Annotated in this window: 25 protein-coding genes and 1 tRNA gene; 10 read left to right on the plus strand and 16 right to left on the minus strand. The window is 32.5% G+C overall.

Going from position 1 to position 24,775, the window contains the following annotated elements; all coding sequences use genetic code 11:
- Positions 1 to 24 precede the first annotated feature (24 nt).
- Both WN975_RS21225 and WN975_RS21230 read right to left on the minus strand, forming a co-directional pair.
- Entirely contained in the window at positions 25 to 447 is a 423-nt protein-coding gene (locus WN975_RS21225; RefSeq protein ID WP_337968225.1) for a hypothetical protein, read from the minus strand.
- Between the two features lie 22 nt (positions 448 to 469).
- Positions 470 to 700: a helix-turn-helix transcriptional regulator gene (locus WN975_RS21230; RefSeq protein WP_337968226.1), complete on the minus strand. Its 231-nt coding sequence runs from the start codon at positions 698 to 700 to the stop codon at positions 470 to 472.
- A 63-nt stretch (positions 701 to 763) separates the two neighbouring features.
- Between WN975_RS21230 and WN975_RS21235 the strand changes: the two genes are divergently transcribed.
- A complete protein-coding gene (locus WN975_RS21235) occupies positions 764 to 1,018 on the plus strand; it encodes a hypothetical protein (RefSeq protein ID WP_338140826.1) in 255 nt (84 codons plus the stop codon).
- A gap of 593 nt (positions 1,019 to 1,611) precedes the next feature.
- Here WN975_RS21235 and WN975_RS21240 read toward each other — a convergent pair.
- Positions 1,612 to 1,693, minus strand: a tRNA-Leu gene (locus tag WN975_RS21240).
- A 109-nt stretch (positions 1,694 to 1,802) separates the two neighbouring features.
- Here WN975_RS21240 and WN975_RS21245 point away from each other — a divergent pair.
- Together WN975_RS21245 and WN975_RS21250 are read left to right on the plus strand one after the other, a co-directional pair.
- Complete coding sequence (locus WN975_RS21245; RefSeq protein WP_337968227.1) at positions 1,803 to 3,191, plus strand: dipeptidase; 1,389 nt, start codon at positions 1,803 to 1,805, stop codon at positions 3,189 to 3,191.
- 403 nt (positions 3,192 to 3,594) lie between these two features.
- Positions 3,595 to 4,014, plus strand: coding sequence for a hypothetical protein (locus WN975_RS21250; protein WP_337968228.1), 420 nt, complete (start codon positions 3,595 to 3,597; stop codon positions 4,012 to 4,014).
- An 81-nt stretch (positions 4,015 to 4,095) separates the two neighbouring features.
- Here WN975_RS21250 and WN975_RS21255 read toward each other — a convergent pair whose 3' ends face one another.
- Entirely contained in the window at positions 4,096 to 5,460 is a 1,365-nt protein-coding gene (locus tag WN975_RS21255) for a saccharopine dehydrogenase C-terminal domain-containing protein (protein WP_337968229.1), read from the minus strand.
- A gap of 195 nt (positions 5,461 to 5,655) precedes the next feature.
- Here WN975_RS21255 and WN975_RS21260 point away from each other — a divergent pair, with 195 nt between their 5' ends.
- Together WN975_RS21260 and pckA are read left to right on the plus strand one after the other, a co-directional pair.
- Positions 5,656 to 6,042, plus strand: a complete 387-nt coding sequence (locus WN975_RS21260) for a DUF423 domain-containing protein (protein ID WP_099710458.1) — start codon at positions 5,656 to 5,658, stop codon at positions 6,040 to 6,042.
- 300 nt (positions 6,043 to 6,342) lie between these two features.
- On the plus strand, positions 6,343 to 7,947 hold the full coding sequence (gene pckA, locus WN975_RS21265; protein WP_337968230.1) for a phosphoenolpyruvate carboxykinase (ATP): 1,605 nt from the start codon (positions 6,343 to 6,345) through the stop codon (positions 7,945 to 7,947).
- 179 nt (positions 7,948 to 8,126) lie between these two features.
- Here pckA and WN975_RS21270 read toward each other — a convergent pair whose 3' ends face one another.
- Positions 8,127 to 9,182 (minus strand): phytase, encoded by a 1,056-nt coding sequence (locus WN975_RS21270; RefSeq protein WP_337968231.1) that lies wholly within the window; start codon positions 9,180 to 9,182, stop codon positions 8,127 to 8,129.
- Positions 9,183 to 9,255: 73 nt separating this feature from the next.
- Entirely contained in the window at positions 9,256 to 12,066 is a 2,811-nt protein-coding gene (locus tag WN975_RS21275; protein WP_337968232.1) for a TonB-dependent receptor, read from the minus strand.
- 235 nt (positions 12,067 to 12,301) lie between these two features.
- Here WN975_RS21275 and WN975_RS21280 point away from each other — a divergent pair, with 235 nt between their 5' ends.
- A complete protein-coding gene (locus tag WN975_RS21280; protein WP_337968233.1) occupies positions 12,302 to 13,402 on the plus strand; it encodes a DUF4407 domain-containing protein in 1,101 nt (366 codons plus the stop codon).
- A gap of 139 nt (positions 13,403 to 13,541) precedes the next feature.
- Here WN975_RS21280 and WN975_RS21285 read toward each other — a convergent pair whose 3' ends face one another.
- From WN975_RS21285 to WN975_RS21320, 8 genes are all read right to left on the minus strand, one after another.
- Positions 13,542 to 14,249: a PH domain-containing protein gene (locus WN975_RS21285; RefSeq protein WP_337968234.1), complete on the minus strand. Its 708-nt coding sequence runs from the start codon at positions 14,247 to 14,249 to the stop codon at positions 13,542 to 13,544.
- 82 nt (positions 14,250 to 14,331) lie between these two features.
- Complete coding sequence (locus tag WN975_RS21290) at positions 14,332 to 14,691, minus strand: MmcQ/YjbR family DNA-binding protein (RefSeq protein WP_337968235.1); 360 nt, start codon at positions 14,689 to 14,691, stop codon at positions 14,332 to 14,334.
- An 8-nt stretch (positions 14,692 to 14,699) separates the two neighbouring features.
- Entirely contained in the window at positions 14,700 to 15,050 is a 351-nt protein-coding gene (locus WN975_RS21295) for a DUF4260 domain-containing protein (protein WP_337968236.1), read from the minus strand.
- Positions 15,047 to 15,445, minus strand: a complete 399-nt coding sequence (locus tag WN975_RS21300; protein WP_337968237.1) for a GNAT family N-acetyltransferase — start codon at positions 15,443 to 15,445, stop codon at positions 15,047 to 15,049. The genes WN975_RS21295 and WN975_RS21300 overlap by 4 nt, the downstream gene beginning before the upstream one ends.
- A 41-nt stretch (positions 15,446 to 15,486) precedes the next feature.
- Positions 15,487 to 16,269, minus strand: a complete 783-nt coding sequence (locus WN975_RS21305; RefSeq protein WP_337968238.1) for a cyclase family protein — start codon at positions 16,267 to 16,269, stop codon at positions 15,487 to 15,489.
- 65 nt (positions 16,270 to 16,334) lie between these two features.
- Positions 16,335 to 17,492 carry a radical SAM family heme chaperone HemW gene (gene hemW / locus WN975_RS21310; protein ID WP_337968239.1) on the minus strand — a complete coding sequence of 386 codons (1,158 nt, stop codon included), beginning with the start codon at positions 17,490 to 17,492 and terminating at the stop codon, positions 16,335 to 16,337.
- A 117-nt stretch (positions 17,493 to 17,609) separates the two neighbouring features.
- Complete coding sequence (gene ruvC / locus WN975_RS21315) at positions 17,610 to 18,164, minus strand: crossover junction endodeoxyribonuclease RuvC (protein ID WP_099710470.1); 555 nt, start codon at positions 18,162 to 18,164, stop codon at positions 17,610 to 17,612.
- A 7-nt stretch (positions 18,165 to 18,171) separates the two neighbouring features.
- Positions 18,172 to 19,944, minus strand: a complete 1,773-nt coding sequence (locus WN975_RS21320) for a WG repeat-containing protein (RefSeq protein WP_337968240.1) — start codon at positions 19,942 to 19,944, stop codon at positions 18,172 to 18,174.
- 79 nt (positions 19,945 to 20,023) lie between these two features.
- Here WN975_RS21320 and WN975_RS21325 point away from each other — a divergent pair, with 79 nt between their 5' ends.
- Together WN975_RS21325 and WN975_RS21330 are read left to right on the plus strand one after the other, a co-directional pair.
- Entirely contained in the window at positions 20,024 to 20,968 is a 945-nt protein-coding gene (locus WN975_RS21325; protein WP_337968241.1) for a lysylphosphatidylglycerol synthase domain-containing protein, read from the plus strand.
- Positions 20,965 to 22,068, plus strand: a complete 1,104-nt coding sequence (locus WN975_RS21330) for a glycosyltransferase (RefSeq protein ID WP_337968242.1) — start codon at positions 20,965 to 20,967, stop codon at positions 22,066 to 22,068. The genes WN975_RS21325 and WN975_RS21330 overlap by 4 nt, the downstream gene beginning before the upstream one ends.
- Positions 22,069 to 22,423: 355 nt before the next feature.
- On the opposite strand, the gene WN975_RS21335 is transcribed toward WN975_RS21330, so the two are convergent.
- Positions 22,424 to 22,909: a hypothetical protein gene (locus tag WN975_RS21335; RefSeq protein WP_337968243.1), complete on the minus strand. Its 486-nt coding sequence runs from the start codon at positions 22,907 to 22,909 to the stop codon at positions 22,424 to 22,426.
- Between the two features lie 48 nt (positions 22,910 to 22,957).
- Entirely contained in the window at positions 22,958 to 23,188 is a 231-nt protein-coding gene (locus WN975_RS21340; protein ID WP_337968244.1) for a hypothetical protein, read from the minus strand.
- Positions 23,189 to 23,424: 236 nt separating this feature from the next.
- Here WN975_RS21340 and WN975_RS21345 point away from each other — a divergent pair, with 236 nt between their 5' ends.
- Positions 23,425 to 23,889 (plus strand): DUF456 domain-containing protein, encoded by a 465-nt coding sequence (locus WN975_RS21345; protein WP_337968245.1) that lies wholly within the window; start codon positions 23,425 to 23,427, stop codon positions 23,887 to 23,889.
- A gap of 272 nt (positions 23,890 to 24,161) precedes the next feature.
- Entirely contained in the window at positions 24,162 to 24,764 is a 603-nt protein-coding gene (locus tag WN975_RS21350) for a DUF937 domain-containing protein (RefSeq protein WP_121327344.1), read from the plus strand.
- The last annotated feature ends 11 nt before the right edge of the window (positions 24,765 to 24,775 follow it).

The raw sequence follows: 24,775 nt of genomic DNA on the forward strand, positions 1-24,775 counted from the left end.
GTTTTTTTTGTTTTAAAAGAAAAATTAAAAATCTTCCCAGAATATTTTTTTGTTATGTTCAACAAGATAAAGGCAAGTATTTCCGTTTAAGTCCAATTCTTTTTTTAAATCAAAAATATAGGATCCTTTAGATTCTTTGTTTCTCTCTGTGCCACAGTCGCTCCAATTCAGTTTGTATATTTTTTTGTCATTTATAAATCCGCTAATTTGTTCGTATGGGATTCCGCTATCAAAAAGAAATTCCTTGTAATTTATATATTCTGTTGAACTTCCATTTTTTAAATCGCCAATAAAAGTTCCTGCAATTACTAAAGAATCAAGATTTTCTCCAGTTTTATTGTAAAACTTTACATGAAGATTTTTATAGTTTAGATAAAAGATTGAACCAAATAGTATCAAAATAATGAAGATCAATATTTCTGTTTTTCTTTGTTTTGATAATTTCATTTATGTAAACGATTTACTTGGTTTATTTTAAAGGAAAATCAAGCAATTCTTTAGGTTCAATGTCTAAAGCATTAGCAATTTTTACAAGAGTTCTTATTCCGGTATTTATTTCTGCTCTTTCTATTCTTGCTACTTGGGATTTGGGAATTTCGGAGTCATTCGCTAAGTCTTGTTGCGACATATTTTTCTTTTCACGTAATTGTCTTATGTGAATCCCAAGATTTGCAATAAAAGTTTCTTCTGAAATATCCATATTTCAAAAGTCACAAGATTTATTTTTCATTCGGGCTCAAATATGAGCTCAAAAGTATTATATTTGAAAGATATAAAAAATAAGACTATGGCTACAGAAAGGCTTTCGAAAGAAGAAGAACAAAGATTGATAGATTTTTTTAATAAAACTGTAGATGCAAAAGATCTGGCAAAGACAATACGACGCCTAAATTATTTAATTGCTTTAGGGATTATGAGAAAAGATGAAACTCTAAAATTAGAGGTTGCCAAGATAGAAGAAGGTTTTTATTGGCTAAATGAATTTGCAGAAATTTTAGATCCTTATTTGGAAGTTTAATAGAAATGGAGATTGTGTTCGTAACAAGTTTGCGTTAAACCCGACAGGTTTTAAAAACCTGTCGGGTTTAGAATTATATTGTGGTTACGTTGTGTTCAAGGGATTGAAATCCCTTGCTACAAAATAGATCATTCCTTCGGAATTTTATGTAGCGTTCCGGAGGAACAAAGTATATTGTAGGGATGGATTTTAATCCATTCTAGGTAGTTATAATCGACAAATATTGTGGTTACGTTGTGTTCAAGGGATTGAAATCCCTTGCTACAATATAGATCATTCCTTCGGAATTTTATGCAGAGTTCCAGCGGAACGAACTATATTGTAGGGATGGATTTTAATCCATTCTATGTAATAATGATCGACAAAAATAGGCGGCATTCTGTGCGGAGTTTCTTGCGGAGATTCCTCGTCCCTCGGAATGACAAATATTGGGGTTGCATTGTGTTTTCATCTTTGTCAAAGTTCAAAACTTTGACAAAGATTAGGATGTTGCTTAAATGAACTTATATCACTTATATGGTTAAAAAGTAGTGGTGAAATTCGGCGAAAGCCTAAAAATAAAAAAGCTTCTGATTTCTCAGAAGCTTTTTCAGTGCGGATAATAGGACTCGAACCTACACGCCTTGCGGCACCAGATCCTAAGTCTGGCATGTCTACCAATTTCACCATATCCGCTCAATTGTGGGTGCAAAGATAAACATAACTTCTAGATTTCAAAACATTTTTTGAAAAAAAATATTAATTCTCTTTTTCGTATTTTTGAATTTCTATAAAAATAATTTAAATGGAAAATATTAAGTCATACGTTCAACAACATAAAGATCGGTTTATCAATGAATTGATCGAATTATTGAAAATTCCGTCGGTAAGTGCCGACACTGCATATTCGCAAGATGTGATCGATACTGCAGAAGCTGTTAAGGAAAGTTTAACAAAAGCAGGCTGTGATTTTGTCGAAATTTGCGATACTCCGGGCTATCCAATCATTTATGGAGAGAAAATAATCGACCCAAATTTACCTACAGTTCTAGTTTACGGACATTATGATGTTCAACCACCAGATCCTATCGAATTATGGACATCGCCACCATTCGAACCCGTAATCAAAAAAACAGAAATTCATCCAGAAGGCGCAATTTTTGCTCGTGGAGCATGCGATGACAAAGGACAAATGTACATGCACGTAAAAGCGCTTGAACTTATGGTGCAAACCAATACTTTGCCTTGTAACGTAAAATTCATGATCGAAGGCGAAGAAGAAGTAGGTTCAGCAAGTTTGGCTTGGTTTGTAGAACGCAATCAAGAGAAACTGAAAAACGACGTAATTCTTATTTCAGATACCGGAATGATCTCTAATCAACAACCGTCGATTACGACAGGTTTACGTGGTTTGAGTTATGTAGAGGTAGAAGTTACTGGGCCAAATCGTGATTTGCATTCAGGATTATACGGTGGAGCAGTGGCGAACCCAATTAATGTTTTGGCAAAAATGATCGCTTCTTTGCATGACGAAGACAATCATATTACGATTCCTGGTTTCTACGATAACGTACAGGAATTATCTCTTGAAGAAAGAGCCGAAATGGCAAAAGCGCCTTTCAGCTTAGAAAAATATAAAAAAGCTTTAGACCTAAACGATGTGTATGGCGAAAAAGGATATTTAACCAACGAACGCAACTCGATTCGTCCAACATTAGACGTAAACGGAATCTGGGGCGGATATCAAGGCGAAGGAGCGAAAACCGTTATTGCGAGTAAAGCTTTTGCTAAAATCTCAATGCGTTTAGTTCCAAATCAGGATTGGCATGAAATCACAGAGCTTTTTACTAAACATTTCACAAGCATTGCACCGTCTGGAGTTACAGTAAAAGTAACGCCACATCACGGTGGACAAGGTTATGTTACGCCAATTGACAGCGTTGGATATCAGGCAGCAAACAAAGCGTATACAGAAACGTTTGGAGTTCCTGCAATTCCTGTTCGTTCAGGCGGAAGTATTCCGATTGTAGCTTTATTCGAAAAAGAATTAAAAAGCAAAACAATCCTTATGGGCTTTGGTTTAGACAGCGATGCAATTCACTCGCCAAACGAGCACTTTGGAATCTTCAATTTCTTAAAAGGAATCGAAACTATTCCGTTGTTTTACAAATATTTTGTAGAGCTTTCTAAGTAAGGTTTTGCTCTTTGTCAAAGTTTTAAACCTTTACAAAGATGAATCTCAAATCATATAAAATCCGTTCAGAAATGAGCGGATTTTTTTATTTCGAAATTGAATAGGCTCCAGCTTTAGCTGGAGTTTTTTGAGAATAAAACAAATGGCTTTAGCCGAATTCTTTAATGTTTTACAGATATATTTATTTGGCTAAAGCCAATTTCGTCACGCTTTTTGTAAACCCCAGCTAAAGCTGGGGACTATTCAAAACCTTTGTTGCTTTGTAACTTTGGATCTTTGAGTCTAAAAGAAAAAAACTTTGTCCCTTTGAACCTCTGCACCTTTGAACCTTAAAAAAAGAAACCTTTTCTTGCAAATTCACTAATAAATTCTAGGTTTGTAGAATCACTTTTAGATATTACATATGAAAAAACTTTTTTTAGTATTGTTTTGCGGAATATTATTTTTAAGCTGTAAAAGCAAACTGATCAATCAGAAAATTGATCATAAAAAAGAAGGTGTTTGGATTGATGACTACGCCGAAGATGGTATAAACATTAAATCATATGAATATTATAAACACGACAAGCCTGTTAAAAAGTGGAAAACCTACAATCAAGGGAAAATTTATAAAACAGAAAAATACAAAAGCGAAGTTTGCATTGTAAAATACTATCATGAAAACGGAAAACTGCAATCAAAAGGAAAAACCAGAGTTCAGGTTGATTCAATTGAAACGCATTGGTTTTATTTTGGAGTATGGAAATTTTATTCGGATAAAGGAAAATTAACCGAAATCAAGAACTACGATAAAGGTCAATTAATTTCGGAACAAAAAATTTGACAAAAAAAATCCGCTTCTTTTGCCTAGAAGCGGATAAATAAAAAACTAAAAAAAAATTCTAAAAAACAAGCAATCCAGATCTTAGAACAAATCCGGATTGTATCCAAAATAGGGCATAATCTGTTCGTTAAAAACAACCCCATATTCTTCTAACTCCTTCAAAATTGGTTGATACACTTCTTCTTTTATAGGAAGTTGTACGCCAGGAGTTGTAATTTTTTTATTCAAAATCAATAATGTCGCCATTGCAACCGGTAATCCAACCGTTTTTGCCATTGCCGTATACGTTTGATCGTCGCCAATGCAAACCATTTTTGAGTCAATTTGCTTTTTCTCGCCATTAAGTTCGTAGCCAAACTTATGATACATTACAATCATATCTTTGTCATTTGGTTCAAGCGTCCAACTGTCCGAAAGTATTTTTTCTAATATCTGAGCCGGAGTTGCATTTGGCAGATTTACTTTTTTCTCAGGATTAAATAAATCCAATTCAAGAAGTTTATCCCACATAATATCGTCCTGATCGATTTTTAAAATCAATCTCATTTTAATTTCTACAGAATCCGTTGGATGATAAGGCAGGAATGAATTCACGAACTCGCGGTAACTCATGTTTTCTGAACCTTCCATGGTATAACTATCATCCGTCATACCCAATTGCACAAACATATTCCATGCTTTTGAGTAACCAACTCTTCGAATTGTTCCTCTATATAAGGTAAGAATATCATCTAAACCATAAATCGATCTGTATTTAAGAGAATCGCGGTTCGAATAAGCTTCAAATTTGCCGTAATCTTCAACTTCTAGAAACTCAGTTCTGCGAAATAAAGCTCCATACGGAATATATTTATAAGTTCCTTCCTGAATAAATTTTGCTGCTCCGCCTTGTCCGGCCAAAACAACATTTCTAGGCGCCCAGGTAAACTTGTAATTCCATAAATTATTATCAGATTCTGGTGCAACTAAACCACCGCAAAACGATTCAAAAAGTAACATTTTGCCACCTTTTGCTCTAATTTCGTCAATAACTTTCATGGCGCTCATATGGTCGATTCCAGGATCGAGACCAATTTCGTTCATGAAAATCAAGTTATTTTTCTTGGCTTTTTCATCCAGGGCTTGCATTGCATCACTTATATAAGATGCAGTTACAAGGTGTTTTTTAAATTCTAAACAGTCTTTGGCAATTTCGATATGCAAATGTGCCGGCAACATCGAGATTACAATAGAAGCTTTTTCTATAGCAGCTTTTCTTTCGGGAGCATTAAAAATATCTAAAGCTATTGCAGTTGCATTGGGGTGTTTCTGCGTCTTTTTTTCGGCTAGAGCCAAAGAAAGATCGGCTACTATAAGATGTAGATTTTCACTTTCAGATTTAGATAACAAATATCGTATCAATGACGATGCAGATCTGCCTGCTCCAATAATTAAAATGCTTCTCATGTTTTAAATTTATAACACAAATATATTAAAATGTTATATATGTAACACTTTTAATTTATTAAAAATACATTCTTTTTTATTTTAATGCCAAAATGTGGCGGATTTCCTTTTAATAAAATATTTTTGAAAAGTAAAAAGCTTTTTAAATTCTATTGAAGTATTTTTGTTTTATAAAAAAAAGAAAGTAGAGAAACTATGGAAAGAAGAATTGTTTTAACAGGAGCTTTTATCGGAATGTTAGCTATTATTTTAGGTGCTTTTGGAGCTCATTTATTAAAGAAGTATTTATCTGTCGAAGAATTAAATACCTTTGAAGTTGGTGTTCGTTATCAAATGTATCATGCACTCTTTTTATTCTTTTTATCTACCAGAAAAGACATCGCCGAAAAAACCTTAAAAACAATCTATAATTTAGTTGTTGCCGGTGTAGTTCTTTTTAGTGGTTCAATCTATTTATTGGCTACAAAAAGTATAAGCTCATTTGATTTTAAAATTATCGTATTCGCAACACCTTTAGGCGGTTTCTTATTAATTATTGCTTGGGCGTTATTATTTGTTACGATTTTGAGGAGAAAATCATAAAATCCCGAATAAAAAATTCTATCTAAAAATTAATCTTTAATTTTGTCTCATAAATAACATATAATCTTATTTATGTGAATTTATTTTGTTTTTTACTTTAAACAGCAAAAAATGTAACAAATTCATTTATAAGGTTATAAGAAAACAAATTAAAAGCGGTTATTTTTTTGTTTTATTAAAATTAAAGATCAATTTTTACTTTATTGATATAAATTAAAGTGAAATTGAAATATTTTTAAAGGTTTAATAATAAATTCTATAATTTTGCTTTTTATAAATATCACACACAACTAAAAATTTATGGACAGTCACACAGTTTTCACGCAATCGATTTCGCTAAATGATTTAGGAATTGAAAATGCAAAAGTTCGCTACCAATTATCTGCAGATGAATTGCATGCGATTACTTTGCAATCAGGCCAAGGTGTTGAGAACTCTACTGGAGCTTTGGCAATTAATACAGGTGAATTTACAGGACGTTCTCCACAAGATCGTTTCATTGTAAAAGATAGTATAACTGAAGATCAGGTTTGGTGGGGAAATGTCAATATTCCATTTTCAACAGAAGCTTTCGAAAAATTATACAATAAGGTAACTAAGTTTTTATCAGACAAAGAAGTTTTTGTACGTGATTCTTATGTTTGTTCAGATGCAAATTATAGATTAAATGTTCGTGTTGTTACAGAAACAGCTTGGTCAAACTTATTTTGCTATAATATGTTCTTAAGACCAGAAGAGTCTGAACTTGCAAACTTTACGCCAGAATGGACAGTGATTTGTGCGCCAAGTTTTATGGCAGATCCTGCTGTAGACGGAACACGTCAGTCTAATTTTGCTATTTTGGACTTTACTAAAAAAGTTGCCCTTATTGGAGGAACTGGTTATACAGGAGAAATGAAAAAAGGAATTTTTTCTGCTTTAAATTTCATTCTGCCAGTTTTCAAAAATACTTTACCAATGCACTGTAGTGCAAATGTTGGAGAAGCTGGAGATACTGCAATTTTCTTTGGATTATCAGGAACAGGAAAAACAACTTTATCAGCAGATCCGGAACGTAAGTTAATTGGAGATGATGAGCACGGTTGGACTGCAGAAAATACAGTTTTCAACTTTGAAGGTGGTTGTTATGCAAAAGTGATTAATTTAACGGAAGAAAACGAACCGGACATTTTTAGAGCGATCAAAAAAGGAGCTCTTTTAGAAAATGTAGTTTTCAAACCGGGAACAAACGAAGTTGATTATGATGATGTTTCGATCACACAAAATACTCGTGTAAGTTATCCAATAACGCATATTGATAATATTCAGCCGGGATCTATTGGACATAATCCTAAAAATATATTTTTCTTAACGGCAGATTCTTTCGGAATTTTGCCTCCAATCTCAAAACTAACTCCAGGTCAGGCTGCTTATCATTTTATTTCAGGATATACGGCAAAAGTTGCAGGAACTGAAGCAGGAGTTACAGAACCACAACCTAATTTCTCAGCTTGTTTTGGAGCGCCATTTATGCCGTTACACCCAACACGATATGCAGAAATGCTAACTAAAAAAATGAAAGACACAGATGTAAAAGTTTGGTTGATCAATACTGGTTGGACAGGTGGAGCATACGGAACCGGAACTCGTATGAAGTTGAAATATACTCGTGCAATGATTACAGCTGCCTTAAAAGGAGAATTGGACAATGTAGAATATAAAAATCATGCAGTATTTGGAATTGCAAAACCACAATCTTGCCCAAATGTTCCAACTGAAATTTTAAATCCTAGAAATACTTGGGAAGACAAAGATTTATACGATAAAAAAGCAATAGAATTGGCTCAAAAATTCAAAGCTAATTTTGCCAAATTTGAAGAATTTGCAAATGCCGAAATCTTGGCAGGCGCACCGATTACAGAATAAGGAAAGTTACTAATTCACATTTAAAAAAAGCTGTTCAGTGATGAACAGCTTTTTTGTTTTTTTGTCACACTGAGCGAAGTCGAAGTGCTTTTCTTTGCGGGACTTCGACTTCGCTCAGCCTGACAATATTGTGAGTATCAATTTCAGAATTCGAACTTGAAACCTGAAACTTGAAACAACTATTTTTTAGCGTCGATGCGAGCTTGAATCAAATCCCAGGCATAATAATGAAAAGTCATTCCGTTGCTCATGGCTACAAGAAGACCATTTTTGAAGTTTCCGCCTAAGTTTATATTGCTTGCGTCAGCGCCGTCACATTCAATAGTCGAAGTTGGAATTTCTGCTAACAAAGGATAATTATTCGGATTACCTTTTGCACCTTCTCTTGGATAAACCATAAAAGTATTGGCTTGTTGATTGGATACTAAAATATATCCAGTAGAATCTGTTTTTTTGTAAATCGCGATTCCTTCATTATCAGCTTTAAAACCTGTTTTTCCGAAAAGAGCGATTTCTTTGTTGTCATTTAAAGCAGGATCGGCTTTATATTTTCTGATCCCGAATTGTTCGTCGCAATATAAAACAGTTCCTAATTCGTTATCAACCGCAATGGCTTCGATTTCTTTTTTTCCGCTATAAGCGCCAAATTTACGAACCACTTTTGCAGTAGCAAATTTGCCATTTCCAGAAAGTTCATATTGCCACAAATAGCTTCCTGATGGTCCGGATTTTCTACCTACTATTGCAAATATTTTATTATCACTTTTTCTGGTATATAAAGCAATTCCCATTGGGTCGCGTAATTCTTCACCTTCAAAAACAGCAATTCCGCCATTATCAATAGCTTTTAAATCAGGTAAACTAAAGATTCTTATTTTATTAGATTCACGTTCTGTAGTTACAGCAACGTCTACTTTTTTTCCGTCGATTACTAAACCATAAGCAATATCAACGTTATTCGGACGTTTTAAAACTTCTGATTTTGTAATGATTTTTCCCTTTAAATCAAAAGCATACAAACCGCCATCTGTGTCTTTATCAGTTCCTACAATAATACTTTTTGAAGCATCTGTTGGGTGAATCCAAATCGAAGGATCATCAGTATCGTGAGGTAAAGCTTCGGTAACAACGGTTGGTTTTACAGCATTTGCAGCAATTGGTGCTAATTTATCATCTTTACAAGCGATGAATAAAACGCTCGAAAGTAAAAAAGTAAGTATAAATTTATTTTTCATTATGATTTCATTTGAATAAAATTAGACAGAACCGCAAAGTCCTGTCTAATTTAAGAATTTTATAAATTGGTTATTACAAGTCAAGTTTCAAACCAAAATTATATCTGGCTTGGTAGTATTCTGCTTGTTTGGTGTGCGCCTCAACTCCTTGGTAGTAACGTAAAGGCTGGTTTGTTAAGTTGTTAGCTTCGGCAAAAAGACGAAGTTTTGGGGTAATTTTGAAAGAAGCATTTGCATCTAAGAAAAATTGCTTGTCATAATAACTGTCTTTGTAAGATTCAGAACCCAATTCATCTAGATAATCTGAAGTGAAATTCGTTGAAACTCTCGCAGAAAAACGTTTGTTTTCCCATGACAATGAACCATTAAACATATGTGGAGTTGTTCCCGGAAGACTGATATTATTTCTTTCGTTTCCGTCTTCGTCAGCAATTCCTTTTGCTTTAGATTTAGTGTAAGTGTAGTTCAAATAGATACCAAATCCTTTTAGGAATTTCCCCGGAAGGAAGTCTAACTGACGTTGAAATGCAACTTCAAATCCGTAAACATCAACTTTATCTCCATTTCTTGATTGTAAAAATGACCACTTTTCGCCAACCGGAATTGGGTTAGTTTGATTTGGGAAATCAGCAGCAAATTTTACAGAATCATATTGATTATCACTATAATTGTAAATGAAATCATTTAATCTTTTGTAGAAAACACCTCCTGAAATTAAACCAACAGATTTGAAATAATTCTCAGCCATGAAATCATAGTTGTAAGAGTAAGTTGCATCAAGATCCGGATTTCCGGCACTGATTTCTTTGTCAGCAGCAATATTATTTACATAAGGAGCCAATGCATAATAGTTTGGTCTTGCCAATGCAGTTGTTGCAGCAGCTCTTAAAACTAAATCTTTTGTAGCATTATATTGAAACGAAACACTTGGTAATACATTTGTGTATGCATTTGTAGTGTTGATTTGGCTTTCTAATTCTTCTTCATCCAAAACTCTGTTTCCAGTATAATCAATGTGAGTATTCTCTACACGAAAACCTAAAACCATAGATAATTTGTCGTTAAAATCCTGATCCCATCTTACATAAGCAGCATAAATACTTTCTTTAGCATTATAATTTACCGCTAAAAATTCTGCAGGATCAGCTGCTTTATCAAATAATGCAGTATTATTCAAGTCTAAACTTCCTAAGAAATTTGCCGAAGCAAAAGTTCCCGGAACATATTTACTTCCCGGATTAAAGTTTTTTCCATCATAATAACTTGTTGGAACTCCAGATAACAAAGCGATATCGTCATTGATTGGTTCGTAAGAATAGAAGTTGTTGTTTCTTTCTTTTTCTTTCAAACGAAGTCTAAGTCCAGTTCTTAATCTTCCTTTTTCAGAAGGAATGATTGTAAAAGGAAAACGGATATTAATTTTTGCTCCAAATTCACTTTCGCTCGTTTCATCTGTGTTTTCTGTAACCGATTGAAATTTGAATTTATCTAAAGATTCTCCGGTTGTTGTAATCAAAGGAAATCTAAGATCAGACAAATCTTCGGTCATTTCAAGACCTTTTTGACGGTATTCGATATAACGTTCTTCAGGACGATATTCTCTTGCTTTGGCATAATTTGCAGACCAGTCTAAATCTAGTTTAGAGTTGATTAAATGTTCTCCACGAATCGAATAATTTTGAACACGCTGATCTTCTAATCTTCGATTTTTGTTACGATTATTGTCAATTCCACCTTTTGTCTGACGTTTTACACGACCTTCAAAACCGGTGATTTGTTCACCATTATAAATAGGTTCAATATCATCATAAGTCGTTCTGAAACGGTTTTCACGATCATCTCTCCAATTGTAAATCGCGTTGGCAAAAATGGTATTGTTTTCGTCAAATTTATAATCTAATGCAACAGATCCGCTACGACGAATACGCTGTACATCGTATTTTCTAATTTCTGAAGCTTGCAAATACTCATTCCCGAATTCATCTTTTACCCATTCGTTTTCGATGTTATCAGATCCGTAATCTACATTATTATAAGATCCGCTGAAAACTGCACCAAGTTTATTGTCCAGAAAGCGATTTCCGTAAACTAAACCAGCTGTATAAGTTCCGTGCTCACGAATTGGCATATAACCTCCGGCAAGAGTTGCAGAGATTCTTTCGCCATTTGGAGTCGCTCTGGTTACTAAATTTACAGAACCTCCAATTGCGTCAGCATCCATATCCGGAGTTAAAGTTTTGTTGACTTCGATCGTAGAAATCATATCAGACGGAATCAAATCCATTTGTACGTTTCTATTATCTCCTTCAGCAGATGGGATTCTGTCACCATTTAAAGTTACCGAATTCAATGACGGAGCAAGACCTCTAATAATAATATTACGAGCTTCACCCTGATCATTTTGCATCGTGATACCCGGAACACGTTTTAAAGCGTCTCCAACATTCGCATCCGGAAAACGTCCCATTTGATCAGATGAGATTACGTTTCCAATATTTTTACTGTTTTTTTGTTGATTCAACGCTTTTGCCTGACCTTTTAATATGTCTCCAACAACAACCTCATTCAACTCAGTTCCTGAAGTTTTAAGCGCAAAATCAATCACGTTATTTTTTCCTTGTTCTACAGTGATTTCTTGAGTTACTGCAGTATATCCTATATATTTTACTTCTACTTTATAAGTTCCGGCATTGATGTTAAGTAACTCAAAACGACCATTGTAATCTGAGATTGTGTATTTGTTCTCACCTACAATTTGAATCATCGCTCCCGGTAAAGGAAGTTTGTCGTCAATGTCTAATACTTTTCCAGAGATTATCGCTTTTTGAGCATAACCTGAAAAGGCTAAAAGCATGAATGTTACTACTAAATAAATTTTTTTCATTGTGTTTTAGTTTGATTTCTTGCGAAACTAGAACCTTAATGTTATTAAAGACCGTAAAAAAAATTAACATAGTGTTATGATTCCTCTTCAACATTAGAGATAGATTAATGTTAAAATAACATTTATTAAAACTTAAATTTTATAGGCACAACTAAAAACAAATCAACTATTTACCTCAGAATTAAATTTTTGGCGCTAAATTTGCCGTATCAATCACAATCAAAAATCATCAATCATGTTAAAACAATTTTTTATCCTATGTTCCGGAGCAGATCGAGACTTACTCGAAGGTTGCTCAGAAGGCGAACAAACCAAATATGTTGGTATTGGCGCCACCGTTTTCTTTACCGCAGTTATGGCTTTTCTTGCCAGTGCTTATGCGCTTTTTACTGTTTTTGATTCGATTTATCCAGCTTTAATTTTTGGGTTTGTATGGAGTTTACTTATTTTTAATCTGGACCGATTTATCGTTTCTACGATTAAAAAAAGAGATCGTTTTATGGATGAATTTCTGCAGGCTACACCTCGAATTATGTTGGCAATTATCATTGCAATCGTAATTTCGAAGCCATTAGAAATTAAAATTTTCGAAAAAGAAATTAATACCGTTTTGTTGAAAGAGAAAAACGAAATGGAATTGGCAAACAAGAAACAAGTTGGTAATTATTTCAAATCAGATTTAGATAAAAACAAAGCTGAAATTGCAGGTTTAAAAGCTGATATTCTGAAAAAAGAAAAAGAAGTAAACGCTTTATATTCAACTTATATTACAGAAGCCGAAGGAACGACAGGAACTAAAAAACTAGGAAAAGGTCCAGTTTATAAAGAGAAACGCGAAAAGCACGATGCAACTTTAAAAGAATTTGAAACTTTAAAAGCGACAAATGAAGCTAAAATTGTCGAGAAAGAAAAAATCGGAAAACAATTGCAAGCTGATTTAGACAAAAAAGTAACGCAAACGCAACCAATCATTGAAGGTTTTGACGGATTAATGGCGCGTATTAATGCATTGGATAAATTACCGTGGTTGCCTTCGTTTTTTATAATGTTATTGTTTTTGGCGATTGAAACTTCTCCAATTATAGCAAAATTATTATCTCCAAAAGGAGAATTCGATTTTAAACAAGAAGAAGCCGAAACAGCGATGAAAGCTACTTTGGCACAAAACAAATATCAACGTGATTTGTTAATCAAAACCAGTGCTGAAATGCACGATAAAGTTTACGCAGATATTGCCGAAGATAAAAGCCTCTACGATCTGCAACGTAAAAATGCAAAAGAGCTATTGGAATTACAATCCAATAGTTTTGTAGAAAAGCAGAAAGCGACTCTATAAGTTGAAAGTCTTAAAGTCGAAGGTCGAAAGTCCAAAAGATTAGAAATAAAAAAGCCAGAAATAGAAAATTCTATTCTGGCTTTTTTATTTTATGTCAACGAAAACTTTAAGACTTTCGACTTTTGACTTTAAGACTAAATTACATGTAGCTTAGTATCTCTTTTTTATAAGTATCATATTCTCCTTGCATGATTAAACCATTATCAAGCAATTTTTTGTAATTCTGTAATTTATCAAAAAGTTCTTCTTTAGATAATTCACTCAATTTACGATCTCCCGTTGGTGCTGGATTTTGTTGCTGAATTGGCTCGTAAGTTTCGTAAGGAGTTGTCGCAGGTAAAATTTCTGCATAATTTGTTACTTCTTCCGTTTCAACTTCTTCAACTTCAAGATCGTCTTCTTCTTCAATAGCTTGTGCTGTTTCTACGATTGGCGTTTCAGCAACAATTGGATTTTTTAGTAAATCTAATTGCTCTTTTGCATAAGTGTAAATTTTTCTAGCCTGAGTTTTCGGGATATAATCGATCGAAATCGTCAAGTCAGTTGTAGTTCCAAATGAAAATTCAGAACCTAAAATATTCTCCTTTACAAAAGTGCTTGTAATATCATCCCAAGTATAATCTGTAAAATCCATTGAAAGACCTAAATTTTTAGGTTTGCAAATAATAATACGTTTATTCGTTAAGATTATGCTATCTGGAAAAACAGTAATTGCTGGTTTTTTTTGAACCGCGATATAACCAATTTCTTCGTTTTTCATCAATAAATCGTTGAGTTTCGAAGTGATTTTTTCAATCGCTTTTGGATCTTGTTCTTCGTTCAGAAATTTTTTAAATTGTTCTTTCATGTTCTATAAGTTGCTAAGTTGCAAATTAATTGAGTGGTTAAGTTTATATCTTACGCTGCAAATGTAATGCCTAATTTTCTAATTAGATAATTTCATTCTGAATTTTCTTTGTCAAACTTTTGAAAACCAATTCATACGAGTGATCAATCAATTCTTTGATAAAAGCAGTCGGTAAATTTCCGTTTAAAGCAATCGTATTCCAATGTACTTTGCTCATATGAAATCCTGGTTTTATCTCATCATATTCTGCCCTTAGTTCCTGTGCGCGTTCCGGATCACATTTTAAATTCACCGAAGGTTCATTTTTTTCCCATTGCGCTAAAGAAGATAAAGCAAACATTTTTCCGCCAACTTTAAAAACCAAAGTATCTTCATCAAAAGGAAAATGTTCACTAACACCTTTTTTCGAAAGACAATATTCATAATATGTTTCTAGATTCATATCAATTTTTATTTACCAATTTCACCTAAATGTGTGTATTTAAAACCCTTTTCATATTTCAGTCCATAACCAAAAATGCGATCCATTGCCGAATGCGAAAATAATATAATCCCAATAAGTTGAACCATTTCAAGTTTTAAGAAACAACCAATTATATATAAACAAACTGCAATCCCTTTATGATGAAATAAGTTGTACAAAAAAGCGCCAGTTTTATTGCCAAAAACATAACCAATCATAGAAAGATCAGGTGCTAAAATCAAAACCAAAAACCACCACCATTGATAATTCAAAAGGCTGAATAAATAGATTCCGAGGATAAATAATCCTAATTCTTCAAGTTTAACGATTGTTTTCATAGTTTCTTTTCCATCATTTTCTCCGGATGTTCCAAAGGTTTAAAACCAAATTTTTCATATAAAAAATGCGCATCAGTTGTTGCTAATCGCCAAATTTTAATGTCTTTAAGAATAGGTTCATTCATCATTGTTTCAATTAAAATAGACGAATAACCTTTTCCACGATGTTCTTCAGTAATAAAAACATCCATTACATATCCAAAAACCACATAATCTGTAATTACACGTGCAAAACCAATTTGTTTTTCATTCAAATATATTCCAAAACAAACTGAAGCATCAATTGTTGTTTGTACTTCATCGATAGTTCTTCCCGCAGCCCAATAAATATCTTTCAGGAAATTTTGAATAAAAGGAACATCAAGTTTAGTTTTATCAGTCGAAACGTTAATCATAGTATTCAGTCTCAGTTTTAAGTATTCAGTAAATCTACAATCTATCCCGAAACTTCGGGACTAAAGTCTGCAATTTTATATAAAATTGGTTTGCTCGGACTTGCGTCATTTTCAAACGAAGCGATTTGTAAATTTAGTATATAATTGCCATCTTGAATTTCATCAGAAACAAAAATCATTTCGGTAATTGTTGCATTCAATCGTGCATCAGAATTTAGATTAACTGTGTCTTTTACATTCCAAAATGCTTTATGAGCCAATAATTTTCCTTCGTCGTGTTCTTTGTCAACACTTGGCAAATCGATTAATAAATGCTGAATTTCGCTTTCGCGGATGAAAATCGCAGCTTCTTCAGATAAATAAGGCGGATTTGTATTTGAGTATTTTCTTGACTTTTTATTTTGTTGATTCGGAAGTGTTCGAATAATAATTGCTTCTGGTTTTGTACCATTAAGTGAAGTCAAAATATGCTCTTTTGTAATAACGAAATCATCACCAATCTTTTCAGGTTCAACCGTAATCAGTTTTGCAAAAAAGAAAAACTGTTTTAAGGTTTGATTAATGCTGTAAAAATCATTGGTAATATGCCCTAAACATTCTGTATGCGTTCCGTGTCCATGTGGATTAAAGAAAATATTATTGAAATTCGTAGAAGATTTTCCTTCAGAAACTTTCCCAATCCAATCTCCAAAAACTACAGGTTCTATAACTGGTTTTTCAATATACCAGGCAATCGGATTTTCGTCTGTATTTGTTAATGGAATTGAGATATCAATTGGTTTTGATAAGTCTATTTGATATTTATTGTCTAAAAGTGCTAGCATAATAGAACGCGGATTTTACAGATATTCTAACGCGGATTTTTACGGATTTTATCAGCGTTCAATTTTTAGTCTTCCAAATTTAGATAAAATAAATCTGAAGCTATTCCATCCGTTAGAAATTTTCCTTTTGCGGTTGGTTTTAGAATGTTATTTTCAATTGAAACCAAATCGTCATTCAAGAATTTTTGACTTTGTTTTTTGAGATAAGTCAGATATTCCAAACCAAATTCAGTTTCAATTCTTTCTAACGAAACGCCCCAAATTGTTCTCAATCCTGTCATAATATATTCGTTATAACGATCTGAAATTGTTAGAATTTCAGTCTCAATTGGAAGTTCATCATTTTGAATTGATTTTATATAAAGGGAATTATTCGCCACATTCCAGCCTCTTTTTTCGCCATCATAACTATGTGCCGAAGGACCAATTCCGATATATTTTTTGCCTAACCAATAAGCCGAATTGTTTTTAGAGAAATAACCTTCTTTCCCGAAATTGGATAATTCGTAATGAATAAAACCATTTTTCTGAAGCGTTTCTACCAAAATCATAAAGTGATTCGAAGCAACTTCGTCTTGAGGTTCAGCAATTTTTCCGGTATCAATTAGTTTTCGTAAAGCTGTTTTGGGCTCAACCGTCAAGGCATAACTCGAAATATGCGGAATCCCAAATGACAACGCCGTTTCAATATTTTGTTTCCACATTTCGTCAGTCAATCCTGGAATTCCGTAAATTAAATCAAGCGAAATATTATCAAAGTATTTAGTTGCTTCTTGTAAACATTTTATGGCTTCCGCCGAATTATGCGCGCGATTCATCATCTTCAAATCTTCTTCATAAAAAGACTGAATCCCAATGCTTAAACGGTTTATTGGACTTTTTGATAATTCTAAAATTCGTTCTGCAGATAAATCATCCGGATTTGCTTCGAGCGTTATTTCCGGATTTTCAACAACATCATAATTGCTGTAAACAGTATCAATTAAAAAATTTATTTCGTCATTCGTCAAAACCGAAGGCGTTCCTCCTCCAAAATATATAGTCTCAATTTGATTGTCACTTTGAGCGGAGTCGAAAAGCTTAAACTCATTTTTGCGCATGACAATTTCTTTGGCTAAAGCCAAAACCATATCGTCTTTCTTTTTCATCGAAGTCGAAAAATGAAAGTCGCAATAGTTGCAAGCCTGTTTGCAAAAAGGAATATGAATGTAGATACCGCTCATTAATTAGATAATGTGTCAATTAGAAAATTAGATAATGTGCCTATGAGATAATGTGTCAATTATAAATTAAATATCCATAATACAAGAATTATCTAATTTTCTAATTGACACATTGACTCATTTCCTTATTTTATCTTCGTTTTGTTTTACAAAAGCATCCCAGCCAGTATAACTTTTTCCGGCAACGATTTTTCCGGAGTTAAAGAAATGGCAAACTGCAGCCGCTAAACCATCAGTTGAATCCAGGTTTTTAGGTAATTCTTTCAATCCTAAAAGTTGTTGAAGCATTTTGGCAACTTGTTCTTTACTGGCGTTTCCGTTTCCGGTAATTGCCATTTTTATCTTTTTAGGTTCGTATTCTGTAATAGGAATATCTCTCGAAAGTCCCGCCGCCATTGCAACACCTTGTGCGCGTCCCAATTTTAACATCGACTGAACGTTTTTGCCAAAGAAAGGAGCTTCAATCGCGATTTCGTCAGGATTGTGCGTTTCGATTAATTCGATAGTACGTTCAAAAATGATTTTTAGTTTTTGGTAATGATTGTCATACTTGGAAAGTTGCAATTCGTTAAGCTGCAAAAACTCCATTTTTTTATTGATGACTTTAATCAATCCAAAACCCATAATTGTCGTTCCGGGGTCGATACCTAATATGATGCGTTCTTTTGTCAAGGTTTTTTTAATTTAAATAAGAAAATTTCTTTTCAACTTCTTCTTTAGAGATATTCGCTTTAATTATTTTGTTCTTATTATTTATAATGAAATACTTTCCATTTTTTAAAACATAAAATTCATCTGCCTTCCTTTCTGGAACAAAGGCTAAATCTGTATATATATTTTCATAATCAAGAGGAATTATACTTTTATTATGAATGTTTACGACACCATATTTGCCATTTTTAGAAAGAATAATTGTGTTGTCATCATTGTAAAATAAACTATCATAAATCGTCGGAATAACAATTTTTCCTTCTTTGGTGATCAATCCTTTTTTATTGTTTTTAGTTACAAAATGATAGTTGTCGCCAGGACCGTATTCAACCCAATTTGACATTTCGTTATATTCAAAAGGAATAATTATTTTTCCTAATCTATTTATAACGCCATATTTATTATTTTGTTTAGCTATGAAAAAGTTTTTAGTATCATAAAAACAGGGAAACAAACTCTGATAGTCAAAATTTAAGATTGTTTTTAGATTTGTGTCAATAATTCCCGCTTTGTTGTTTTTGCTTATGATATAATAATCGAGATCTTTCCCGGTCATTATTGATTCATTGTCTATTGGATATAAAATTTTGTTGTCTGAACTGATAATACCAAATTTCCCTTTGAGTTCAACTACGGTATTTGCTGTTCCGTTAAAATCCTGAATTGCATCATACAGAAAAGGAACTATTATTTTTCCCTGAACATCAACTACGCCATATTGTTTTTTAAAATTCTGAATGATATAAATTCTGTGAACTTTTTTGTCGAGACGACTATAATCAAATCTGTAATCTTTTATTTTGTCATAGATTTTATTCCCACTTTTGTCCAGTAAAGTGATATTGTTTTTGTTTTTTCCTTCAAAGATTTCAGATTCATGATAATCTTCTTCAGGATGAGCTAATGTATCATATTCCGGTTTAAGGATTTCTTTTCCAAATTCATTTATGATTCCATATTTATGGTTTTTAGAAACAATTGCAATTCTGTTTTGATTGAATGTTTCTCCCGAATCATATTTCCCAAAAGGAATTACTTCTTTTAAATTTTTATCTAAATAAGCGGTTTGACCATTTTTTCTAACTAAAATCAAACCGTTTTTCCAAAAAGAGCTTTCACTTTCTCCATTAATTTCAAAGCCTGTTGAAGCAATTTCATCATAAATAAATTCGGTTTTTTGTTTTCCAAAAGAATCAAAAAACGCCCATTTTCCTTCTTTTTTTAAAGAAAGTAAGCTATCAGATGTACCTCCATTTGCATCTTGATAAATGATTGAAATTATTTCTTTTCCTTTCTTGTTTATAAAACCATAATGCCCATTTTTCTTCACTAATGCTAGCCCATTTTTTTCAAAATAGGTTTCATCATCAAATTGTATTGGTATAACAGTTTTTCCTTTTCTGTTAATGAAACCAAATTTCCCATTCTTTTTTGCACAAGCAAGTTCCTGATAGAAATAAGTTAAGTCATCGTATTCAAAAGGAACAATTATATTTTCATGAATATCAATATAGCCATGTTTGTTTTTTAATTCCGATAATATCATTCCTTTTTCATCAATAGGATTTAAGAATTTATATTTCCCTAAAGGGATAATAGAATTTCCTTTTTCATCATTAATTCCCCAGGAATTTTTCCCCATGATTCTAATATATGTTGTAGGTTGATTTTTTGAATCAACTTTATTACAAGAATAGAATACGAATGATACCAGGAATATTTTAATGAATAATTTTATCATATTTTGATATGCATAATGGATGATTTTAATCTTTAGAAAAACGAATATTATTCGTTTTCAAATTGATTACTTTTGCGGCATGATTTCAATTCCTCACAAAGCTAAACAATTCCTAGTTCTTCTGATCAAACTTTTGATTGTAGGTGGCGCATTTTATTTTATTTATGATCAATTGGCGCACAATGATAAACTCGATTGGCAGAAGTTCATTACGCTTTTCAAAAAAAATCAATCCGTTTTGGGAATTGGGTTTATATTGCTTTTGAGTGTTCTGAATCGTTATTTTGAGATTTTAAAATGGCAGAATCTGGCCAAAGTAATTCATGAGATTTCTTTAGGCGAAGCAACAAAACAAGTTCTGGCGGCACTTACAGCCGGAATTTTTACGCCAAACGGAGTAGGAGAGTACGCTGGAAAAGCATTGTATTATGCAAAATCAGAAGCTAAAAAAGTCGTTTTCCTGAACCTGATTTGCAACGGAATCCAGATGATTTTAACGGTCATTTTTGGAATTTTTGGTTTGTTGTATTTCAATGCCAAATATGAAGTTATCACAACTCAAACCGTAGCTATTCTATTTGGAATTTTTGTCTTATTATTTGTTGTTTTGTTTTCGTTGAAGAAAATAAAAATCAAAGGATATTCGATTGAAAAATTGGTGCATAAAATCAATGAAATTCCAAAACCAATTCATCGTAAAAATATACTTTTAGGAACTTTACGTTACTTGGTTTTCTCGCATCAATATTACTTTTTGTTTTTGGCTTTTGATGTAGATTTACCTTATTTTACTTTAATTGCAACAATTGCTGTAGTTTATTTTTTGGCGTCATCATTGCCTACTTTTCAGTTTTTAGACTTTGCTGTAAAAGGAAGTGTTGCCATTTATTTCTTTGGGATTTTGGGTGTAAACGAATGGATTGTAGTTTTTATAAGTACTTTGATGTGGTTTCTAAATGTAGTTTTACCCGTAATTATTGGAGCTTATTATGTGCTGAATTTTAAAACGAAAACGGTAGAATGATTTTGGTTTTATTTTCCATATTCACAATTTATATAATCACTATTGGATTGCTTATTTATGGCTTTACCAAAGTAAAAAAATATCAGAAAACAGATTTAAAACCCCAAACAAGTTTCACGATTATAGTTCCGTTTAGGAATGAAGCCGAGAATTTGCCGAATCTTTTGCAGAGTTTTTCAAACCTAAATTATCCAAATGATCTATTCGAAGTAATTTTGGTTGATGACAGTTCTAAAGAGAAATTTCAAGTTTCAGGTTTCAGGTTTCAGGTTTCAATAATAGACAATATTCGTGTTTCGAATTCTCCTAAAAAAGATGCTATTTCAACAGCAATGCAACATGTGAAAACCAATTGGGTAATTACAACTGATGCTGATTGTTTGGTGCCCGAAAATTGGCTTTTAGCATTTGATAATTACATTCAGCAAAATGATGTTTCAATGCTTGCGGGAGCAGTTTCTTATGAATGTGAGAATTCTTTTTTAGATCATTTTCAGCAATTAGATTTAACCAGTTTGCAAGGCGCAACAATAGGAAGTTTTGGACTTGGGAAAGCTTTTATGTGCAACGGAGCCAATTTTGCCTACACAAAATCTTTATTCGAAAAACTTAATGGATTTGATGGAAATAATAAAATTGCCAGCGGTGATGATGTTTTTTTACTTCAAAAAGCAGCGAATTTATTTCCTGATAAAGTTCATTATTTAAAAGCAGAAGAAGCTATTGTTATTACAAAACCAACTGAAAACTGGAAAACATTATTTTATCAAAGAGTGCGTTGGGCGGCAAAAACATCTTCGTATCAAAGTAGTTTCGGGAAGGTTCTTGGATTGATTGTTTTTTTTGGAAATCTTAGTTTCGTGATTGCATTTTTCTTTTCTGTTTTGGGAATTTTACCTTATCCGTTTTTTGTTTTGTTTGCTTTTTCGAAGTTCATAATTGACTTTGTATTGCTTTATATAACAAATCAATTTTTGACAAAAACCAGAATAAAAAGCTTGCTTTTAAGTAGTTTGTTTTATCCCTTTTTTAGTTCGGCTGTAGCTTTGTATAGTTTGTTTGGTTCTTATGAATGGAAGGGAAGAAAGTTTAAAAGCTAAATTATTTTACGAACGCAAAAATTGCACGCGGATGACGCGGATTCGCTTTGCGAAAACACGGATTTATGCGGATTTTTATTTTTAATATGACATAAAATAAGAAAAAGAAATCTGTGCAAATCTGCTTAAATCAGTAAAATCTGCGTCCAATAAAAAATGTATCTTCTTATGAAACCTAAAGTACTAGCCCTGATGGGAGGGAAAATCCTTTTGTGCCGGGGTTCGGCATAAAAGATTGGAAGGAACAGCAGGAAATAGCTCCCGATTCTTCGACTTCACTCAGAATGACAATAATAAAGATAAATAAACGGTTTAAATTAAATGAACTTACATCACTTATATGGTGAAGAAAAAACTATTCTTTGCCTTTTGCTTTAAGAATAACAGGCAAAATAAACTGAGTTTTTACCGGAAGTCCGCGTTTGAGCGCTGGATTTATTTTTGGGAAATCGACTAAACGAGCACGCAAAACACTGTCGATTTTTATGGTATCATATGCAACCGAATCTTTACGAAATTGCGGTTCGAATTTCATTGTTGCATTCGGAAAAACGGTCACTTTTACTTCGATTGTATCAAGTTCAGGATACATTATTGAGAGTGTATCGATGTCTAATTTCTCTTGAATAAGTTGTGCCATAAACTGAAAAAAACATTGTTGACGTTGTTTTTTATCAGCGATTTTTTCGCAATTGGCAACAGATGGAAATTCATCAACTTCTTTCCAGTTGATTGTTTTTAGTTCTTTTTGAAGTAAATCTTTTTCAGACGGAACCTGCTTATCAATATATTGACAAGAATGAAGGGCTAAAAAAGCTAAAAGAAGGAAAAACTGCTTCAAGGTTATGAATTTGATTTGGATAAAATAATTACTGGTATAAAAATACAATTATTTTTTTTGAGAAGCTTTGAATTGTAAATAATCTTCATAGCTTTCTGAAAGCCATTGTTCTTTATTTTTTGCTGCAACTTCCTTTTGTTCAGGATATAATTTTGCAAGTCTATCAGAAAAAGTGGCAATTTGAACAGTGTATTTATAAAACTCAGCCTTTGTTAAAACAATATTTGCATCATTTTTGGTAGTAAAAAATTCAAAGAAAAGAGAATCAAATTCTTTCATAGAAAAGTTTAGTACTTTTTTCTTATTACTTTTATAAATACTGTCTTGCAATAGTTGATCGTCAATCGAGAGTTTTTTAGATTGTGCGTACATTGCATTACTGATTGGGAATATCAGGAATAAAAACAAAATAAGTTTAAAAAAACGATGCATTTACAAGTTTTATTGAATATTTGTAAGTGCAAAATTACAAAATAAATATGGATTCACTCTTGCTCTTGCTCGGTTTTATATGTATGATTGTGGGTATTTTTGGTAGTTTTCTTCCGGTTTTGCCTGGTTTATCCTGTTGTTGGGTTGGTTTGTTATTGTTGTATTTAACAAAAGCTGTGGAGAATAATTATTGGATTCTGGGAATTACACTTTTAATAACCATAATAATTACAGTTCTGGATTATGTAATTCCGGCGAAAGGAACCAAAAAATTTGGCGGAAGTTCTTACGGAATTTGGGGAACTAATATTGGCTTAATAGTTGGCATTCTGGCTCCTATACCTTTTGGAGTTATTATTGGTCCTTTTGTTGGAGCATTTGTTGGAGAGTTAATTTACGATTCAAAAAATCATCGTCGCGCATTAAAAGCTGCAACGGGATCATTGCTTGGTTTTTTAGCTTCAAGTTTTATTAATTTTCTTTTCTGCATCATTTTTCTGGGTATTTTTCTGAGTATAACATGGAAATATCGAACATTATTATTTTAATTGTGTAACGCACATTTAAGCTTTTTCTTATCTTTTTTAATTTTTATTAAAACAATTGAAAATTTCGAAAAAAACTTTTTTGTTTGTTTTGATAACGAAGGGGTTATGTTTACTGGTGATTCAGGATTTTTACCTTTAACAATTGTTAAATTCGCATTTATTATTTTAACTTCTTTTTTGGAAATGTTAAAATATTTTATATTTTTATCCTGATAAACGATAAAAAGCCTCACTTTATCGATTATTTTGAACTAATTTAAATAGTAAAATTTATGACTCCAAACCTACAAATTGAACTTAGACGTTTTATTTCTTCTAATGTTGTCTCAAAATTGAACAAATTTTATTTTGAAAACGATGCACTTTTAATAAAGGGAATTGATGTTTCAATAGGAACAATTTTAATGGGTTTGTATAATAGGGCGGAGGAGTCGGGCTTTTACAAAGAAATTATCTCACTAATAAAAGAAGATTCTACATTTTATCAGGAAGTCGATTTTACCTCCGGAAGAATTTTATCAGTCGACGACTGTTACAGATTAGAGGGAAATGCAATACTAAAAGAAATCTTTACCAACAAAAAAGGCAGAATTTCTGAAATGATTTCTAACGAAGTCGGAATCAAAAGCGAAACGGCAAGAGAAATCCTTAACTTCTCAGCATTATTAGTCGTTTCTTACTTAAAGAACAATATCCAATTACTAGACAGTTTAAAATTATTGCTTGAAGAGCAAAAAAGAGACATTTTAAACAGCATCCATCCCGGAATCAAAATTATCTTAGGTTTCTCTTGTTTTGAAACAGTCGAAGATAAAAACCAATCAATAGGAAGATCAATCTTTACTTTATTCGGACATAACTTTTTCAGTTTCTAAATAAAAAAATC

The organism is uncultured Flavobacterium sp. (genome assembly GCF_951805225.1).
In the GTDB taxonomy this organism is placed as follows: domain Bacteria; phylum Bacteroidota; class Bacteroidia; order Flavobacteriales; family Flavobacteriaceae; genus Flavobacterium.

Bases quoted from the DNA above. Each gene is read 5' to 3' on its own strand.
- WN975_RS21340 (WP_337968244.1), bottom strand. From the start codon at position 23,188: ATGAAAGAATTTGATTCTCTTTTCTTTGAATTTTTTACTACCAAAAAT.
- hemW (WP_337968239.1), bottom strand. From the start codon at position 17,492: ATGAGCGGTATCTACATTCATATTCCTTTTTGCAAACAGGCTTGCAAC.
- WN975_RS21255 (WP_337968229.1), bottom strand. From the start codon at position 5,460: ATGAGAAGCATTTTAATTATTGGAGCAGGCAGATCTGCATCGTCATTG.
- WN975_RS21225 (WP_337968225.1), bottom strand. From the start codon at position 447: ATGAAATTATCAAAACAAAGAAAAACAGAAATATTGATCTTCATTATT.
- WN975_RS21325 (WP_337968241.1), top strand. From the start codon at position 20,024: ATGATTTCAATTCCTCACAAAGCTAAACAATTCCTAGTTCTTCTGATC.
- WN975_RS21250 (WP_337968228.1), top strand. From the start codon at position 3,595: ATGAAAAAACTTTTTTTAGTATTGTTTTGCGGAATATTATTTTTAAGC.
- WN975_RS21345 (WP_337968245.1), top strand. From the start codon at position 23,425: ATGATTGTGGGTATTTTTGGTAGTTTTCTTCCGGTTTTGCCTGGTTTA.
- WN975_RS21280 (WP_337968233.1), top strand. From the start codon at position 12,302: ATGTTAAAACAATTTTTTATCCTATGTTCCGGAGCAGATCGAGACTTA.
- WN975_RS21290 (WP_337968235.1), bottom strand. From the start codon at position 14,691: ATGAATCTAGAAACATATTATGAATATTGTCTTTCGAAAAAAGGTGTT.
- WN975_RS21275 (WP_337968232.1), bottom strand. From the start codon at position 12,066: ATGAAAAAAATTTATTTAGTAGTAACATTCATGCTTTTAGCCTTTTCA.
- WN975_RS21300 (WP_337968237.1), bottom strand. From the start codon at position 15,445: ATGATTAACGTTTCGACTGATAAAACTAAACTTGATGTTCCTTTTATT.
- WN975_RS21270 (WP_337968231.1), bottom strand. From the start codon at position 9,182: ATGAAAAATAAATTTATACTTACTTTTTTACTTTCGAGCGTTTTATTC.
- WN975_RS21230 (WP_337968226.1), bottom strand. From the start codon at position 700: ATGGATATTTCAGAAGAAACTTTTATTGCAAATCTTGGGATTCACATA.
- WN975_RS21295 (WP_337968236.1), bottom strand. From the start codon at position 15,050: ATGAAAACAATCGTTAAACTTGAAGAATTAGGATTATTTATCCTCGGA.
- WN975_RS21350 (WP_121327344.1), top strand. From the start codon at position 24,162: ATGACTCCAAACCTACAAATTGAACTTAGACGTTTTATTTCTTCTAAT.
- WN975_RS21320 (WP_337968240.1), bottom strand. From the start codon at position 19,944: ATGATAAAATTATTCATTAAAATATTCCTGGTATCATTCGTATTCTAT.
- pckA (WP_337968230.1), top strand. From the start codon at position 6,343: ATGGACAGTCACACAGTTTTCACGCAATCGATTTCGCTAAATGATTTA.
- WN975_RS21285 (WP_337968234.1), bottom strand. From the start codon at position 14,249: ATGAAAGAACAATTTAAAAAATTTCTGAACGAAGAACAAGATCCAAAA.
- WN975_RS21305 (WP_337968238.1), bottom strand. From the start codon at position 16,269: ATGCTAGCACTTTTAGACAATAAATATCAAATAGACTTATCAAAACCA.
- WN975_RS21330 (WP_337968242.1), top strand. From the start codon at position 20,965: ATGATTTTGGTTTTATTTTCCATATTCACAATTTATATAATCACTATT.
- WN975_RS21245 (WP_337968227.1), top strand. From the start codon at position 1,803: ATGGAAAATATTAAGTCATACGTTCAACAACATAAAGATCGGTTTATC.
- WN975_RS21260 (WP_099710458.1), top strand. From the start codon at position 5,656: ATGGAAAGAAGAATTGTTTTAACAGGAGCTTTTATCGGAATGTTAGCT.